We start from the raw sequence: 13965 nt of genomic DNA on the forward strand, positions 1-13965 counted from the left end.
TTTCCTCGAATTACTTGTCCGGACTGTCAATGGTCAGCTGCTGCAGGGCAGTGGTGGTGCTGGCCAAGGGTTGGCTGCGGCCGATCCACTCGCCAGTGGTCGGTTGACCGGCCCGGGATATGCGCGCAACCAGTTGGACTTCAGGGAAGTTGGACAGTTTCAACTGCGGCATCATCGCGTCGGCATCGCCCAATTCGACGGTGACGGGCAGTTCGGCGACGGTGACGCGCTTGGCGGCCAACGGCGCAGGCGGGCCGGAGACGGCGCGGGCAAAGATGAAGACGCTGTCGGTTGGCAGGGCCTTGGCCTTGACCTCAGCGGACAGATCCACGCGGACGCTCATCACGGTTTTTTGCGCGACGACGCCACCGCTTTCTTTCAGTTTCTCGGCAGCGCGGTCGATGCCACCTTGCAGCGCGACACGCGAATTGTCTTGCGGTGGCAGTTGCGCCAGCAGGCGGCTCCAGTAGTCGATGGCTTCTTGATAACGCTGGCCTTCGAACGCGGCGATACCGAGCAGGCCGAGGCTGGTGACTTCTTTCGGGTCCAGCTTCAAGGCTTCGTCGGTCAACGCCTGGACCTTGGGCGACCACTGTTTGTTGTCGGCAAAGTACTGCGCCTGGGCCCATTGCCCCAACAGCTCCGGCTGGCGTCCGGCCAACGCCACGGTCCGTTCGAAAACCTTGGCGGCATCGGCGGGACGGTCCTGGGCCATGTAGGCGCGGCCAAGGAAGTACAAACCTTCCGCCGAATCCGGCTGCGCGGCGGCGGCGCGTTCCAGGCGCTGGGTCATGTCTTCCATGGACACCGGCGGCTGGGAGAATTCGCGGGTCAGTTCAACCTTGTCGCTGGCGCCGAAGTGCATATACAGGCCCAGGCCGAGCACCGGCACGAGGACGGCGGCGAGCAACGGCAGCGGTTTGCCCAGGCGCGATTCGCGGGGCTTTTCCACGCCTTCGGTGTCGGCCAGCAGCTCGCGTGCGGCTTCGGCGCGACCGGTGTCGAGCTGCGCGGCATTGAGCACGCCTTCGTCCTGCTGCACTTGCAGCTCGGCCACACGCTCTTGGTAAAGCGCCACGTTCAGCGCGGTGCGATCCTCTTCACGCTGGGCACGGCGACCGCGCAACACAGGGATCAACAGGAAACTCAGGGCAATCAGAAGCAGCAAGCCGGCTGCGAGCCAGAAATCAATCATCAGTCTTGGTGTCCAGCAATTGGTCGAGGCGTTGGCGCTCTTCGGGGGATAGCGCGTCGGAACCATCGGTAGGCGCGGCGCGGCGACGGCGGACGATCACGGCCATGACGACCACGCCGGCCAGCAGCAGCCCGGCGGGGCCGAACCAGAGCAGCGCGGTTTTGCCGGTGAGGGCCGGTTTGTAGCGCACGAAATCACCGTAGCGGTCGACCATGAAGTCGATGATCTGCTGGTTGTCCTTGCCCTCCCCCAGCATGCGGAAGATTTCCTTGCGCAGGTCGGCGGCGATGGGCGCGTTGGAGTCGGCGATGTCCTGGTTCTGGCACTTGGGGCAGCGCAGTTCCTTGGTCAATTCGCGGAAACGCTCGCGGTCACCGTCCTTGGCGAATTCGTAAGTGTCGATGGCGGCGTGGGCCACCCCGGCCAAGCCCAGCGCCAGCACGGCAGCGGCTAACAAGCGCTTCATGGCTTGGCCTCGTCGACCAGCGCCTGGTACTTGGCGGCCAGTTGCTCGCGCCACACCACTTCGTCGATCACGCCGACGTATTTGTCGCGGATCACACCCTTGGCGTCGATAAAGAAGGTTTCCGGGGCGCCGTACACGCCGAGGTTCAAACCGAGGTTGCCGTCTTCATCACGAATATCCAACTGGTACGGGTTGTGGAACTCCGCCAGCCACTTCAAGGCCGCCGCGTTGTCGTCCTTGTAGTTGATGCCGTAGATCACCACGCCCTTCTCGGCCAGCTTGTTCAGCACCGGGTGCTCGACGCGGCAGGAGATGCACCAGGTGCCCCACACGTTGACCAGCGCCGGTTTGCCGAGCAGGTCGGCCTGGGTCAAGGTCTTGTCACCCTGCACGGTCGGCAGGCTGAACGCGGGGAACGGCTTGCCGATCATCGCCGAGGGCAACTCGGCCGGGTCCAGGTACAAGCCGCGATACAGAAACACCGCTACCACCAGGAACACTGCCAGCGGCAACACCATCAACCAACGCTTCATACCGCCGCTCCTTGCATACCCAGCGCTTCACGCACCCGGCTCTTGACCTTGACCCGATACCTGCGGTCCAGCGCCGCGAGCAAACCACCAAAGCCGGTGAGCAAACCACCGAACCAGATCCAGCGCACGAACGGTTTCACATGCACGCGCACGGCCCAGGCGCCATCGCCCAGGGGCTCACCCAGGGCCACATAGAGGTCACGGGTGAATCCGGCATCAATGCCGGCTTCGGTCATCATCGAGCTTTGTACGGTGTACAGGCGTTTTTCCGGGTGCAGCACGGCGATCTCTTTACCGTTACGGACTACGCGCACGGTGCCTTTGTCTGACGTGAAGTTCGGCCCTTCGAAGTGCTTGGCGCCTTCGAAGATGAAGTGGTAACCGGCCAGGTCCATGGACTCACCCGGCGCCAGGCGCAGGTCGCGCTCGGCACTGTTCTGGCTGGACAGCACCACGCCGAGGGCGCACACGGCGATGCCGATGTGGGCGATCTGCATGCCCCAGTAGCTGCGGGTCAGGGTCGGCAGGCCTTTGATCAGGCCTTTGTGGCGGGTCTTGTCGACGATGTCACGCACACCGGCCAGCAACACCCAGGCGGCGAGCAGGAAGGTGGCGAGCACCGCCCAGTTGAAGTCGCCATAGGCAATCCCGGCGACCACGGCCAGGGCCACGCTGCCGAGCAGCACCGGCATCAACATGCCGGCCAGCCATTTGACCGGGGTGTCCTTCCAGCGCACCAGCATGCCGACCGCCATCACCACCATCAACAGGCCCATCAACGGAATAAACAACGCGTTGAAATACGGCGGTCCGACAGACAGTTTGGCGCCGCTCAGGGCATCCAGCACCAAGGGGTACAAGGTGCCGAGCAGGATCATCGACGCGGCCACCACCAACACCAGGTTATTGCCCAGCAGCAGGGTTTCCCGCGACCACAGGTTGAAGCCGACCTGGCTCTTGACCACCGGCGCGCGCAGGGCGAACAGGGTGAGGGAGCCGCCGACCACAAACAGCAGGAAGATCAGGATGAACACGCCGCGCTCCGGGTCGGAGGCGAAGGCATGCACCGAGGTCAACACGCCCGAACGCACGAGGAAGGTGCCGAGCAGGCTGAGGGAAAATGCCGCGATGGCCAGCAGCACGGTCCAGCTCTTGAACACGCCGCGTTTTTCGGTGACGGCCAACGAGTGAATCAGTGCGGTACCCACCAGCCATGGCATGAACGAGGCGTTTTCCACCGGGTCCCAGAACCACCAACCGCCCCAGCCGAGTTCGTAGTAGGCCCACCACGAACCGAGGGTGATGCCGATACCGAGGAAGGCCCAGGCGACGATGGTCCACGGCCGCGACCAGCGCGCCCAGGCCGCATCGAGGCGCCCGCCGAGCAAGGCGGCGATGGCGAAGGCAAAGGCCACGGAGAAACCGACGTACCCCATGTAGAGCATCGGCGGGTGCACGATCAGGCCGATGTCTTGCAACAGCGGGTTGAGGTCGTGACCGTCCGCCGGGATCTGCGGCAGGATGCGGGTGAACGGGTTGGAGGTCATGATCAGGAACAGCAGGAAGCCGATACTGATCATGCCCATCACTGCCAGCACCCGTGCCAGCATGACTTGCGGCAACTGGCGCGAGAACACCGACACCGCGAAGGTCCAGCCGCCAAGGATCAACGCCCACAGCAGCAGCGAACCTTCGTGGGCACCCCACACCGCGCTGAACTTGTAGTACCACGGCAAGGCGCTGTTGGAGTTATTGGCCACATAGGCGACGGAAAAGTCGTCGGTCATAAAGGCGTAGGTCAGGCAGCCAAACGCGAACACCAGGAACGCACACTGGCCCCAGGCGGCCGGCTGCGCCAGGCTCATCCACAGGCGGTCCCCACGCCAGGCACCGAGCAACGGCACCACTGCCTGGACGATGGCAAAGCACAGGGCGAGGATCATCGCCAACTGGCCCAGTTCCGGAATAAACAATGCGGACGTCATCACTTAGCCCTCCTTGGCAGGGGTTGGCGCGGACTGGCCGCTGTCCTTGAGGGCTTTGGTCACCTCAGGTGGCATGTATTTTTCGTCGTGCTTGGCCAGCACTTCATCGGCCACCACCACGCCGTCGGCGTTGAGCTTGCCCAGGGCGACGATGCCCTGGCCTTCGCGGAACAGGTCCGGGAGGATGCCGCGATAAGTGATGGTCACGGATTTGCTGAAGTCGGTGACCACGAAGGTCACGTCGAGGGAGTCGCCGGAACGCTTCAGCGAGCCCTTCTCCACCATGCCGCCGGCGCGGATGCGCGTGTCCAGCGGCGCTTCGCCGTTGGCAATTTGGGTCGGGGTGTAGAACAGGTTGATGTTCTGCTGCAACGCGCTCAAGGCCAGGGCCACGGCAATGCCGACGCCGGCCAGGATGGCAAGGATGATCAACAGACGCTTTCTACGCAGCGGATTCACTTTTCAGTCTCCCGGCGCAGACGACGCGCCTCTTGTTGCAGGTAACGCTTGCGGGCCAGGATCGGCGCGGCGACGTTAAGGGCCAGCACGGCCAGGCAGATGCCATAGGCCGTCCAGACATACAGGCCGTGATGGCCCATGGCGAGAAAATCACTGAAAGAAGCAAAACTCATCCACGCGCTCCCAGGCAGCTTTGCACTTCGGCCTTGACCCAACTGGCGCGGGCTTCACGCTTGAGCACTTCAAGGCGCATGCGCATCAGCAGCACGGCGCCGAAGAAACAGTAGAAGCCCAGCACCATCAGCAGCAACGGCGCCCACATTTCCACGGGCATCGCCGGTTTTTCGGTGAGGGTGAAGGTGGCGCCCTGGTGCAGGGTGTTCCACCACTCCACCGAGTATTTGATGATCGGGATGTTGATCACGCCGACAATCGCCAGCACCGCGCAGGCCTTGGCGGCGCTGTCACGATTGCTGATCGCGTTGCCCAGGGCAATAAGACCGAAGTACAGGAACAGCAGGATCAACATGGACGTTAGTCGCGCATCCCACACCCACCACGAACCCCAGGTGGGTTTGCCCCAGATCGCACCGGTGACCAGCGCCACGGCGGTCATCCACGCACCGATGGGCGCGGCGCATTGCAGCGCGACGTCCGCGAGTTTCATCTTCCAGACCAGGCCGACGACGCCGCACACCGCCAGCATCACGTAGCAGGACTGGGCCAGCATCGCGGCAGGCACGTGAATGTAGATGATGCGAAAGCTGTTGCCTTGCTGGTAGTCCGGCGGCGCGAAGGCCAGGCCCCAGACAAGGCCGATGCCGATCAGCAACACGGCGGCGATGCTGAACCAAGGCAGCAGTTTGCCACTGATGCCGTAGAACCATTTGGGCGAGCCGAGCTTGTGAAACCAGGTCCAGTTCATTGCTGTTTCTCACGGTTGCTTCTCGTCATTGCGAGAAGCGTAGGGTCTTTCTTATGTTGAAGAGCTGACAATGTCGCTGGGTCAGACCTCATTATTCGCCGACGCTGATCTTCAGGCCGGCGGCGATAGCAAAGGGTGTCAGGGTTACCGCCAGGGCGGTCAGGCTGCCAAGCCACAGGAGGTAACCGGTCGCCGGCATGCCCATGAGCGCGGCTTGCAACGCGCCGCTGCCCAGGATCAGTACCGGGATATACAAAGGCAGAATCAACAGTGCCAGCAACAGGCCACCCCGTTTCAAGCCGACGGTCAACGCGGCACCCACCGCCCCCAACAGGCTGAGTACCGGGGTGCCAAGCAGCAGGCTCAGCAGCAGGATCGGCAGGCATTCGCTGGGCAATCCCAGCATCATCGCCAGCAGTGGCGAGAGCAAGACTAGCGCCAAGCCGGAAAAAGCCCAGTGTGCCAGTACCTTGGCCAGGACCAGAAGTGGCAGAGGGTGCGACGAAAGGACCCACTGTTCGAGGGAACCGTCTTCGAAATCACTGCGAAACAGCCCGTCCAGCGAGAGCAGGACGGACAAAAGGGCCGCGACCCACACCAGCCCCGGCGACAAGGTTTGCAACAGTTTAGTCTCGGGGCCGACCGCCAACGGGAACAACGCAATCACGATGGCGAAGAACACCAGCGGGTTGGCCAATTCGGCCGGACGACGGCACAGCAACCGGGCTTCGCGGGCGACCAACAGCGCAAACACACTCATACCGACCACCGGCCCAGGTCGAGGTCGCGGTAACCGACCGGCATGCGCGCCAGGCTGTGGTGGGTGGTGAGCACCACCTGGCCGCCCTGCTCGCAGTGCTGCGCCAGGTGTTCTTCCAATTGGGCGACGCCTTGTTTGTCGAGGGCGGTGAAAGGTTCGTCGAGAATCCACAGCGGCGGGCCTGGCAGATAAAGACGCGCCAGGGCCACGCGGCGCTGTTGGCCGGCGGACAGGGTGTGACAGGGAACGTCTTCGAAACCCTTGAGGCCGACGGCGGCCAGGGCCTGCCAGATGGCGTCGCGGGTGGCGGGATGATGCAGGGCGCTGAGCCAGCTGAGATTTTCTTCGGCGGTGAGCACGTCCTTGATCCCGGCGGCGTGGCCGATCCAGATCAGGTTGCGCGCCAGTTCGGTGCGTTGTTCGTTGAGCGGCTTGCCGTTCAGTCGGACTTCACCGGCCGTGGGCTGCATCAAGCCGGCCAGCAGGCGCAGCAGGCTGGTCTTGCCGCTGCCATTGGGGCCGCTGATCTGCACCATATCGCCGCCCGCCACACGCAGGTCGAGGTGCTCGAACAGCAGACGCAGGTCGCGTTCACAGGAGAGCGCTACGGCTTCAAGAAGAGGGCTGGTCAAGAGATCGCGGGCCTTTACGGTTCAAGTCGGCGGTGCAGCGGCCGTTATAGAAAGAAGCACAATAACGGCTTTGGCGACCGATTTTAGAGAGCTGGATCAAATAGTTGTGAGGTTTTTACCGCTCTCTTTGCAGACGGGCGGCATTATACATGCGATGCCCTACGCTAAAGAGGGCTATTTCCCCAGAGACGATGCGCACGATGACCGGCGAGATCAACCTTCCTACGCTTCCTCCCACCCCGGCAGCCGGGCAAAGCCCTGCGCCTGCGCCTGGGGCACTGCTGAAACTGCTGGAGCCGCAGACCGGGCTGATCGAACCGGGCAAAACCGTGAACGCCGAGGTGCTCGCCCTGAAACAAGGCGGTGAGGCTTTTCAACTGTTGCTGAAGCTGACCCTTGACGGCGGCCGCCAGACGCTGGTGCAAGCCAGCAGCGCACAACCGTTGCCGTTGGGCAGTAACGTGGCGGTAAGCCAGACACCCGCCGGCAACTTGACCATCAGCCTGCAACAAGCCTTGAGCGCCAACGTGGCCGCCCTCACCCGTATCGACACGGCGAAGATGCCGGAAGGCACCCTGTTGCAGGCCAAGGTGCTGACCACCCAGGCCCTGCCCCAAGGCACGGCGCAGCCCGCGATCTACCGTTCGTTGGTCACCGTGCTCAATAGCGCCTTGGCCGGCGCGACCCTGACGGTGGAAAGCCCACAACCCTTGCGCGTGGGCAGTTTGCTCAGTGCCGCGGTGCAGAACGCGCAAACCCTGAATTTCGTGCCGCTGAGCGGGCTCAAGGACCAATTGGCCGTGACCCAGCAACTGGCGACCCAGCAAAGTCGCCAGGGCTCCCTGGATGCGGTGTTCACTGCACTGCAGAACCTGCCTCGGGGCGATAGCACCTCCGCCGACCTGCGTGCCGCCGCCGACCGCTTGTTGGCCGCCTTGCCCGACCTCGCACAGGTGAGTAACCCCAAGGTGCTGGCGCAGGTGATCCAGAACAGCGGGGCCTTTCTTGAAGCCAAGTTGCTGGCCGGGCAAAACCCCCAGGTGCCGCCGCTGGATATGAAGGGCGCGCTGCTGCGCCTGGTCGCCGATCTGCTGCCCGCCCTGCCCGCCAGCACCAACCTGAATGCCATTCTTGCTGCCAACACCCTGGCCCAGGTGCTGCCCAACTTCGTGCGCAGCCCGTTGGGCACCCTCGGTCAGGTCGGCGCGCGGCAGGCGCCGGTCAGCTTCCCGCTGCCGGAGCGGCTCATGGCGAAACTGGAGGGCGAAGGCGACCTGGAAAACCTGCTGCGCCTGGCCGCCGGGGCGATCTCGCGATTGCAGAGCCATCAACTGTCGAGCTTGGAACAGACCGGCACCACCGCCGACGGCCGCTTGCAAACCACCTGGCAGCTGGAAATCCCCATGCGCACCCTGCAGGACATCGTGCCGTTGCAGGTCAAGTTCCAGCGCGAAGAGCCGGCGCCGGACAAGGACCAACCCGAGCGCAAGGACAAAAAAGACCCCAAGCAGATGCTCTGGCGCGTCGAACTGGCCTTCGACATGGAGCCCCTGGGGCCGCTGCAGGTCCAGGCGCAACTGAGCCAGGGCAAGCTGTCCAGCCAACTGTGGGCCACCCGGCCTTTCACTGCCAGCCTGATCGAAAGTCATTTGGGCAACCTGCGCGAGCGCCTGGTGTCGTCGGGTCTTAACGTCGGCGATCTGGACTGCCACCTCGGCACCCCGCCCCGCGGGCCGAAAACCGGACTGGAACAACGCTGGGTGGATGAGACCGCATGAAGAGCCCCACTCCCCCACGCCAGGCGATTGCCCTCAAGTACGACGGCCAGCAAGCGCCGACCCTGACCGCCAAGGGCGACGATGCCCTGGCTGAAGCCATCCTCAAGTTGGCGCGGGAAAATGAAGTGCCGATCTATGAAAATGCCGAGCTGGTGAAACTGCTGGCGCGCATGGAATTGGGTGACAGTATTCCGGAAGAGTTGTACCGCACCATCGCTGAGATCATTGCGTTTGCCTGGACCTTGAAGGGCAAGTTCCCGGTGGGCTATGACCCGGATGCCGGGCCGGTGGAGCGGGATGTCACGGAGCGTGGCGACGATTACTGAATAGCCACAGGCATATACAGGTTCAAATGTGGGAGGGGGCTTGCACTAAGGCTTTTTGTAGGAGCGAGCTTGCTCGCGAAAAACTCACAGGCGCCGCGTTCATTCAGGAAGCACGCGTTATCGTTGACGTTTTTCGCGAGCAAGCTCGCTCCTACAGGAGGCGATGTACGCTTAACTGACTGGCATCAGGGCAAGCCCCCTTCCACATTTGGATTGGGGGTCAATTCAAGACTTCACTCAGAGGGATGAAATTGACTCGATCGCCGATGTCCAGCGTCGTCCCTTCCAACACCTCCACAAACCCCTCCGCCCATGCCGCGCTGCGCAGCACGCCGGAGCTCTGGTTGCGGTAGATGATCGCCTTGCCCTGTTCGATGCGCCCGCGCAGATACTCGCGACGGTTGCCCGGTTTCGGCCAGGTGAACCCCACCGGCACTTCGAAGCGCAGTGGCTCCACGTCTGCCACCCCTTGGCGGCGCAGCAAGTACGGACGCGCCAACAGCGCAAAGGTCACCAGGGTCGAGGCCGGGTTGCCCGGCAGGCCGATCACTGGCACGCCACGGAAGTGGCCAAAGGTCAGGGGTTTGCCCGGCTTGATCGCCAGCTTCCACAACGCCAGTTCACCCTCTTCGCGCAGAGCGATACCGAGGAAGTCCGCCTCGCCCACCGACACACCGCCGGTGGACAAAATCAGATCAACCGCACTCAAGCCTGCCAGTCGGGAACGGGTCTGCTCCAGGTCATCCGGCAGGATGCCGGCGTCGATGACTTCGCAGCCCATGCGCTCAAGCCAGGAACACAACACGCGGCGGTTGCTGTTGTAGATCTGGCCCGGACCGAGCGGCAAACCGGGTTCGATCAGTTCATCGCCGGTGGACAACACAGCCACACGCGGGCGGCGGATCACGTCCAGTCGATCACGGCCGAGGGAAGCCGCCAGGCCCAGCTCGATCGGGCCCAGGCGCGTACCGGCCGTGAGTACCAACTCGCCGACGGTGGTTTCCTGGCCCTGGGGGCGAATGTTCTGGCCAAGGTGCAACGGCTCGGCAAAGCTCACGCGCTCATCGGCGTGGACGATAGCGTTTTCCTGCATTTCCACGCAGTCCGCGCCTTCCGGCACCGGCGCCCCGGTGAAGATGCGCGCACAGGTTCCAGACGCCAGCGGCTGCGGCGCCTGGCCGGCGAAGATGCGTTGGCTGACGGGCAGCGGCTCACCGGCCCAATCCGCCAGGCGCACGGCGTAACCGTCCATGGCGCTGTTGGGCCAGGGCGGCAGGTCGAGGGTGGAGACCAGGTCCTGGGCCAATACCCGGCCATCGCACTCTGCCAGCGACAGCACCTGCTGCTCGCGGATCGGCGCGGCTTCGGCCATCGCCAGCAGTTGTTGCAGGGCTTGTTCTACCGGCATCAGGGCGCCGGTCTTGCCGGGCTTACCCACGGGATTCACAGGGTTCGGCCAGCTTCAGGTGCGGTACGAAGTTGCACGGGCGGTGACGGTTATCCAGTTGCTCGGCGAGGATGCCATCCCAACCGGTGCGCACCGCATTGGTGGAGCCCGGCAGGCAGCACACCAGGGTGCCGTTGGCCAGGCCGGCCAAGGCGCGGGATTGCACGGTGGAGGTGCCGATGTCGGCCACGGAGATCTGGCGGAACAGTTCGCCAAAACCGTCGACCGGTTTGTCGAGCAGGCAACTGACCGCTTCGGGGGTGCTGTCGCGGCCGGTGAAGCCGGTGCCGCCGGTGATCAACACCACTTGCACCACGTCTTCGGCAATCCAGTGGGCGACTTGGGCGCGGATCTTGTAGAGGTCGTCCTTGAGCAGCACGCGTTCGGCCAGGTTGTGGCCGGCGGCGGTGAGGCGGTCGACGAAGACCTGGCCCGAGGTGTCGGTGTCCAGGGTGCGGGTGTCGCTGACGGTCAATACAGCGATATTCAGGGGTACGAAGGGTGCATCGGCCTTGGCTTTCATGGCACGGTCCGGTTGTCGAAGGAACAGCCCGATGTTATATCACAGGCCCCTGTTCAGCTGCCCGCGCGGAACCCACATGCCACTCGATTCAATCCCCCTGCCCTGTTCGATCCTGCTGTTGGCCGGTGGCCGCGGCCAGCGCATGGGCGGCCAGGACAAAGGCCTGCTGGACTGGCACGGCCTGCCCTTGATCGCGCACTTGCAGCGCCTGGCGCGGCCACTGACTGATGACCTGATCATCTCGTGCAACCGCAACCAGGCGCAGTACGCCCCCTATGCCGACCAGTTGGTGAGCGACGACAGCCCGGATTTTCCCGGGCCGCTGGCCGGTATCCGCGCGGGACTGGCCGCCGCGCGCCATGAGCACCTGCTGATCCTGCCGTGCGATGTGCCACACATCGACGCCCGACTGCTCGCCGACCTGCGTGAAACCTCACAACGCAATCCCTTGTTGCCAGTGATGGTGCGCCACGGTGAATTCTGGGAACCCTTGATCTGCATCATCCCCATCTGCCTGCAAGCCGAGGTAGAACGGGCCTGGCATGCCGGTGAACGCAGCCCCCGAAAGATCCTCCTGCAATTGGGCGGCGTGGGCCTGGAATGCCCTGCCGATGACCCGCGCCTGGCCAACCTGAATACACCAGAGCTGTTGCGCCCAAGGTCTGACGTGTCAGAATGAACCTTCGCACAAGGAACTTTGGCGACGTCTTACGCGTCACAAGGTCAGCAATCAAAAAGTATTCTCTCGGAGACAACACCCATGACTCAACGGACCATCGCCGCTCTCATGCTTGCACTGGGCCTGGCTACCCTCGCCGGTTGCGCCTCGCCGACAGTGATCACCCTGAATGACGGTCGCGAAATCCAGGCCGTCGACACCCCGAAATACAACGAAGATTCGGGTTTCTACGAATTCGAACAGCTTGACGGCAAGCGTACCCGCATCAACAAAGATCAGGTTCGCACCGTTAAAGACCTGTAAGTCTTAGCGCTTGCACACAAGGCCCGCCTCGCGCGGGCCTTGTCGTTTCCGGGGGTTACCAGTCGAGGGTGATCTGGCTGCGGAAATGGCGTTCTTCACCGGTGACGGGGTCGATAAACCGCACGCCCTGGGCCAGCAGCTTGAGGGGATTGGCGTAATCGTCGACCGCATCCTTGATCACGTCCGGGTAGAACGGGTCGTTGCAGATGCTCGCCCCCAGCGCGGTCATGTGCACGCGCAGCTGGTGCTTCTTGCCGGTCACGGGAAACAGGCCGTAGCGCCATAAGTCGCCGTTCTTTTCGCGCACCTCCACGGCTGTTTCGGTGTTGCTGGTGCCAGGGCCTTCCTGCATGCGGAAGAACGGTTCGCCATGCACCAGGCGGCTTTTGTGCACCAACGGGAACGTCAGCCCGGGTAAGGCCGGGGCAATGGCTTCGTAGAATTTATCGATCTGGCGCGTGGGAAACAGCTGCTGATAGGCCGAACGGCTGGCCGGGTTAGCCGAGAACAGCACCAGCCCGGCGGTATGCCGGTCGATGCGGTGCAGGGGCACCAGCGCCGGGTTGTCCAGGCGGCGAATCAGGCGGCGCAACAGGGTTTGCTCGACGTACTCGCCGGCCGGGGTCACGGGCAGGAAGTGAGGTTTATCCGCCACTACCAGATGCTCGTCGGCGTAGAGGATGGTTTCCTGCACCGGGATGACTTTTTCGTTGGGTACTTCACGAAAGTAATAGATGCACAGGCCTTCCTTGTAGGCCAGGTCCTGGGAGATCGGGCTGCCATGGATGTCCAGCACGCGCCCGCGGGCGATGCGGTCCAGCCAGTGTTCGCGACTGATCGCCGCAAAGTGCTCACACAGGCACTCCAGCACCGTCGCCCAGGGGCCCGGTGGCAGGTACAAGGTGCTGGCTTGGTGCTGGGACGCGGAAAAACCGGATGTGGACATGAAGTGCTCAAAGCCTGGAAAAACAGGCGAGCATTATCCCGCATGAAGCGGGACTCGGCCTAGGGCGGATCTCAGGCCTTGGCCAATTCCGCGCGCAGGATCGGCGAAGCACTCGCCGCCTCGGTGAACTCCTTGAGCCAGCGCAGCACGTCCACCGCTTCCCAGCGGCCAGGATCGTAAAGCGCGTACAACAGGCCTTGATAACCCACCACATCGAGCTGCTTGTGATAACCGGCGCGCTGGAACAACGCCTCGATCTCGGCAAAGCAGGTATTGAAATGCACTTTGTTAAACGGCGTCTTGCCTTCCGTGACCAGGCCGTCGAGGCGCAGCTCGTTCACCGCGTCGCGCACGACATCGGCAGACATGCGATTGACGCTGCTTTTCAGTTGTTCAACATTCACCACGGGCGTTCCCTCTATTCAATCGCTGTACAAACATACAGTAACGTAATATTCGGAAACTCGCCATCGCATAAACGTCAGAGCAGGAAGGCGACAACCTGATCAGTGTCGAAAGGCCAATCCAGTTCAGCGCCGGTATCTACCCGGCGAAGCACCGGAATCCTTAGGCCGTAGTCGTCGGTCAGGTCTTCGGGGTCGGTGATATCAACCAACTCAACCAACAACCCACGTTCGACGAGCGGCATGATTTCGGCTTCGGCAATTTCACACAGATGGCAACCCAGGGTGCCGAACAGCTGGCATTCAGGAAGCATGACGAATGAACCTGATCAGTAAATAGACGAGCATTCTAAGCCTGACAAAAACCTGTGGCGAGCGGGGTTGTTGTGGCGAGCGGGCTTGCCCCGCGTTGGGGCGCGAAGCGGCCCCGGTAGTGCCACCGCGTTCCTTCAGACAGAAATGCTGTGCTTGGTTTTGGGGCCGCTTCGCAGCCCAACGCGGGGCAAGCCCGCTCGCCACAAGTACAGCGTTCGCTCCCCGGAAACCTGCCGGCCACAATAAACCCTGACTCAGATCACCATGGCCTATAACTGATTCAGCGATT

At 63.0% G+C, this 13965-nt stretch carries 18 protein-coding genes; 4 read left to right on the forward strand and 14 right to left on the reverse strand.

Features of this window, described 5'->3' with window-relative positions:
- Positions 1-10: 10 nt before the first annotated feature.
- The 9 genes from ccmI to ccmA form a co-directional block, all read right to left on the reverse strand.
- Positions 11-1195, reverse strand: coding sequence for a c-type cytochrome biogenesis protein CcmI (gene ccmI / locus AD670_RS08685; RefSeq protein WP_053130590.1), 1185 nt, complete (start codon positions 1193-1195; stop codon positions 11-13).
- Complete coding sequence (locus AD670_RS08690) at positions 1188-1661, reverse strand: cytochrome c-type biogenesis protein (protein WP_053130594.1); 474 nt, start codon at positions 1659-1661, stop codon at positions 1188-1190. The genes ccmI and AD670_RS08690 overlap by 8 nt, the downstream gene beginning before the upstream one ends.
- Entirely contained in the window at positions 1658-2194 is a 537-nt protein-coding gene (locus tag AD670_RS08695) for a DsbE family thiol:disulfide interchange protein (protein ID WP_053130596.1), read from the reverse strand. The genes AD670_RS08690 and AD670_RS08695 overlap by 4 nt, the downstream gene beginning before the upstream one ends.
- On the reverse strand, positions 2191-4179 hold the full coding sequence (locus tag AD670_RS08700; protein WP_053130599.1) for a heme lyase CcmF/NrfE family subunit: 1989 nt from the start codon (positions 4177-4179) through the stop codon (positions 2191-2193). The genes AD670_RS08695 and AD670_RS08700 overlap by 4 nt, the downstream gene beginning before the upstream one ends.
- 3 nt (positions 4180-4182) lie before the next feature.
- On the reverse strand, positions 4183-4638 hold the full coding sequence (gene ccmE, locus AD670_RS08705; RefSeq protein WP_053130608.1) for a cytochrome c maturation protein CcmE: 456 nt from the start codon (positions 4636-4638) through the stop codon (positions 4183-4185).
- A complete protein-coding gene (gene ccmD / locus AD670_RS08710) occupies positions 4635-4811 on the reverse strand; it encodes a heme exporter protein CcmD (RefSeq protein WP_003172771.1) in 177 nt (58 codons plus the stop codon). The genes ccmE and ccmD overlap by 4 nt, the downstream gene beginning before the upstream one ends.
- A complete protein-coding gene (locus AD670_RS08715; RefSeq protein WP_053130610.1) occupies positions 4808-5563 on the reverse strand; it encodes a heme ABC transporter permease in 756 nt (251 codons plus the stop codon). The genes ccmD and AD670_RS08715 overlap by 4 nt, the downstream gene beginning before the upstream one ends.
- A gap of 91 nt (positions 5564-5654) precedes the next feature.
- Positions 5655-6323: a heme exporter protein CcmB gene (gene ccmB, locus AD670_RS08720; protein ID WP_003172769.1), complete on the reverse strand. Its 669-nt coding sequence runs from the start codon at positions 6321-6323 to the stop codon at positions 5655-5657.
- Positions 6320-6955, reverse strand: a complete 636-nt coding sequence (gene ccmA / locus AD670_RS08725) for a cytochrome c biogenesis heme-transporting ATPase CcmA (RefSeq protein WP_053130613.1) — start codon at positions 6953-6955, stop codon at positions 6320-6322. The genes ccmB and ccmA overlap by 4 nt, the downstream gene beginning before the upstream one ends.
- A gap of 200 nt (positions 6956-7155) precedes the next feature.
- On the opposite strand from ccmA, the gene AD670_RS08730 reads away from it, so the two are divergent.
- Both AD670_RS08730 and AD670_RS08735 read left to right on the forward strand, forming a co-directional pair.
- Complete coding sequence (locus AD670_RS08730) at positions 7156-8733, forward strand: flagellar hook-length control protein FliK (RefSeq protein ID WP_053130742.1); 1578 nt, start codon at positions 7156-7158, stop codon at positions 8731-8733.
- A complete protein-coding gene (locus tag AD670_RS08735) occupies positions 8730-9059 on the forward strand; it encodes an EscU/YscU/HrcU family type III secretion system export apparatus switch protein (RefSeq protein WP_053130614.1) in 330 nt (109 codons plus the stop codon). Before AD670_RS08730 ends, AD670_RS08735 begins: the two co-directional genes overlap by 4 nt.
- 220 nt (positions 9060-9279) lie before the next feature.
- On the opposite strand, the gene glp is transcribed toward AD670_RS08735, so the two are convergent.
- Both glp and moaB read right to left on the reverse strand, forming a co-directional pair.
- On the reverse strand, positions 9280-10506 hold the full coding sequence (gene glp, locus AD670_RS08740) for a gephyrin-like molybdotransferase Glp (RefSeq protein ID WP_053130618.1): 1227 nt from the start codon (positions 10504-10506) through the stop codon (positions 9280-9282).
- Positions 10490-11029, reverse strand: a complete 540-nt coding sequence (gene moaB, locus AD670_RS08745; protein ID WP_053130620.1) for a molybdenum cofactor biosynthesis protein B — start codon at positions 11027-11029, stop codon at positions 10490-10492. The genes glp and moaB overlap by 17 nt, the downstream gene beginning before the upstream one ends.
- Before the next feature lie 76 nt (positions 11030-11105).
- Between moaB and mobA the strand changes: the two genes are divergently transcribed.
- Together mobA and AD670_RS08755 are read left to right on the forward strand one after the other, a co-directional pair.
- Positions 11106-11708: a molybdenum cofactor guanylyltransferase MobA gene (mobA, locus tag AD670_RS08750; protein ID WP_053130745.1), complete on the forward strand. Its 603-nt coding sequence runs from the start codon at positions 11106-11108 to the stop codon at positions 11706-11708.
- Positions 11709-11789: 81 nt separating this feature from the next.
- A complete protein-coding gene (locus AD670_RS08755) occupies positions 11790-12011 on the forward strand; it encodes a YgdI/YgdR family lipoprotein (protein WP_010211805.1) in 222 nt (73 codons plus the stop codon).
- A 55-nt stretch (positions 12012-12066) separates the two neighbouring features.
- Here the strand turns inward: AD670_RS08755 and AD670_RS08760 are convergent, their stop codons facing one another.
- The 3 genes from AD670_RS08760 to AD670_RS08770 all read right to left on the reverse strand — a co-directional run bounded on the left by AD670_RS08760 (position 12067) and on the right by AD670_RS08770 (position 13675).
- A complete protein-coding gene (locus tag AD670_RS08760) occupies positions 12067-12957 on the reverse strand; it encodes a pseudouridine synthase (RefSeq protein WP_053130622.1) in 891 nt (296 codons plus the stop codon).
- A 71-nt stretch (positions 12958-13028) separates the two neighbouring features.
- The gene (locus AD670_RS08765) at positions 13029-13364 is read right to left on the reverse strand and encodes a hypothetical protein (RefSeq protein WP_010565034.1); all 336 of its coding nucleotides are present in this window, start codon (positions 13362-13364) and stop codon (positions 13029-13031) included.
- 74 nt (positions 13365-13438) lie between these two features.
- Positions 13439-13675, reverse strand: a complete 237-nt coding sequence (locus tag AD670_RS08770; RefSeq protein ID WP_053130624.1) for a glutaredoxin family protein — start codon at positions 13673-13675, stop codon at positions 13439-13441.
- Positions 13676-13965: the final 290 nt, after the last annotated feature.

This window comes from Pseudomonas sp. MIACH, from assembly GCF_001269925.1.
Lineage (GTDB): Bacteria > Pseudomonadota > Gammaproteobacteria > Pseudomonadales > Pseudomonadaceae > Aquipseudomonas.

Excerpts from the sequence above, each read along its gene's own strand:
- ccmI (WP_053130590.1), bottom strand. The coding sequence starts at position 1,195 with ATGATTGATTTCTGGCTCGCAGCCGGCTTGCTGCTTCTGATTGCCCTG.
- AD670_RS08690 (WP_053130594.1), bottom strand. The coding sequence starts at position 1,661 with ATGAAGCGCTTGTTAGCCGCTGCCGTGCTGGCGCTGGGCTTGGCCGGG.
- AD670_RS08695 (WP_053130596.1), bottom strand. The coding sequence starts at position 2,194 with ATGAAGCGTTGGTTGATGGTGTTGCCGCTGGCAGTGTTCCTGGTGGTA.
- AD670_RS08700 (WP_053130599.1), bottom strand. The coding sequence starts at position 4,179 with ATGACGTCCGCATTGTTTATTCCGGAACTGGGCCAGTTGGCGATGATC.
- ccmD (WP_003172771.1), bottom strand. The coding sequence starts at position 4,811 with ATGAGTTTTGCTTCTTTCAGTGATTTTCTCGCCATGGGCCATCACGGC.
- AD670_RS08715 (WP_053130610.1), bottom strand. The coding sequence starts at position 5,563 with ATGAACTGGACCTGGTTTCACAAGCTCGGCTCGCCCAAATGGTTCTAC.
- ccmB (WP_003172769.1), bottom strand. The coding sequence starts at position 6,323 with ATGAGTGTGTTTGCGCTGTTGGTCGCCCGCGAAGCCCGGTTGCTGTGC.
- AD670_RS08730 (WP_053130742.1), top strand. The coding sequence starts at position 7,156 with ATGACCGGCGAGATCAACCTTCCTACGCTTCCTCCCACCCCGGCAGCC.
- AD670_RS08735 (WP_053130614.1), top strand. The coding sequence starts at position 8,730 with ATGAAGAGCCCCACTCCCCCACGCCAGGCGATTGCCCTCAAGTACGAC.
- moaB (WP_053130620.1), bottom strand. The coding sequence starts at position 11,029 with ATGAAAGCCAAGGCCGATGCACCCTTCGTACCCCTGAATATCGCTGTA.
- mobA (WP_053130745.1), top strand. The coding sequence starts at position 11,106 with ATGCCACTCGATTCAATCCCCCTGCCCTGTTCGATCCTGCTGTTGGCC.
- AD670_RS08755 (WP_010211805.1), top strand. The coding sequence starts at position 11,790 with ATGACTCAACGGACCATCGCCGCTCTCATGCTTGCACTGGGCCTGGCT.
- AD670_RS08760 (WP_053130622.1), bottom strand. The coding sequence starts at position 12,957 with ATGTCCACATCCGGTTTTTCCGCGTCCCAGCACCAAGCCAGCACCTTG.
- AD670_RS08770 (WP_053130624.1), bottom strand. The coding sequence starts at position 13,675 with ATGCTTCCTGAATGCCAGCTGTTCGGCACCCTGGGTTGCCATCTGTGT.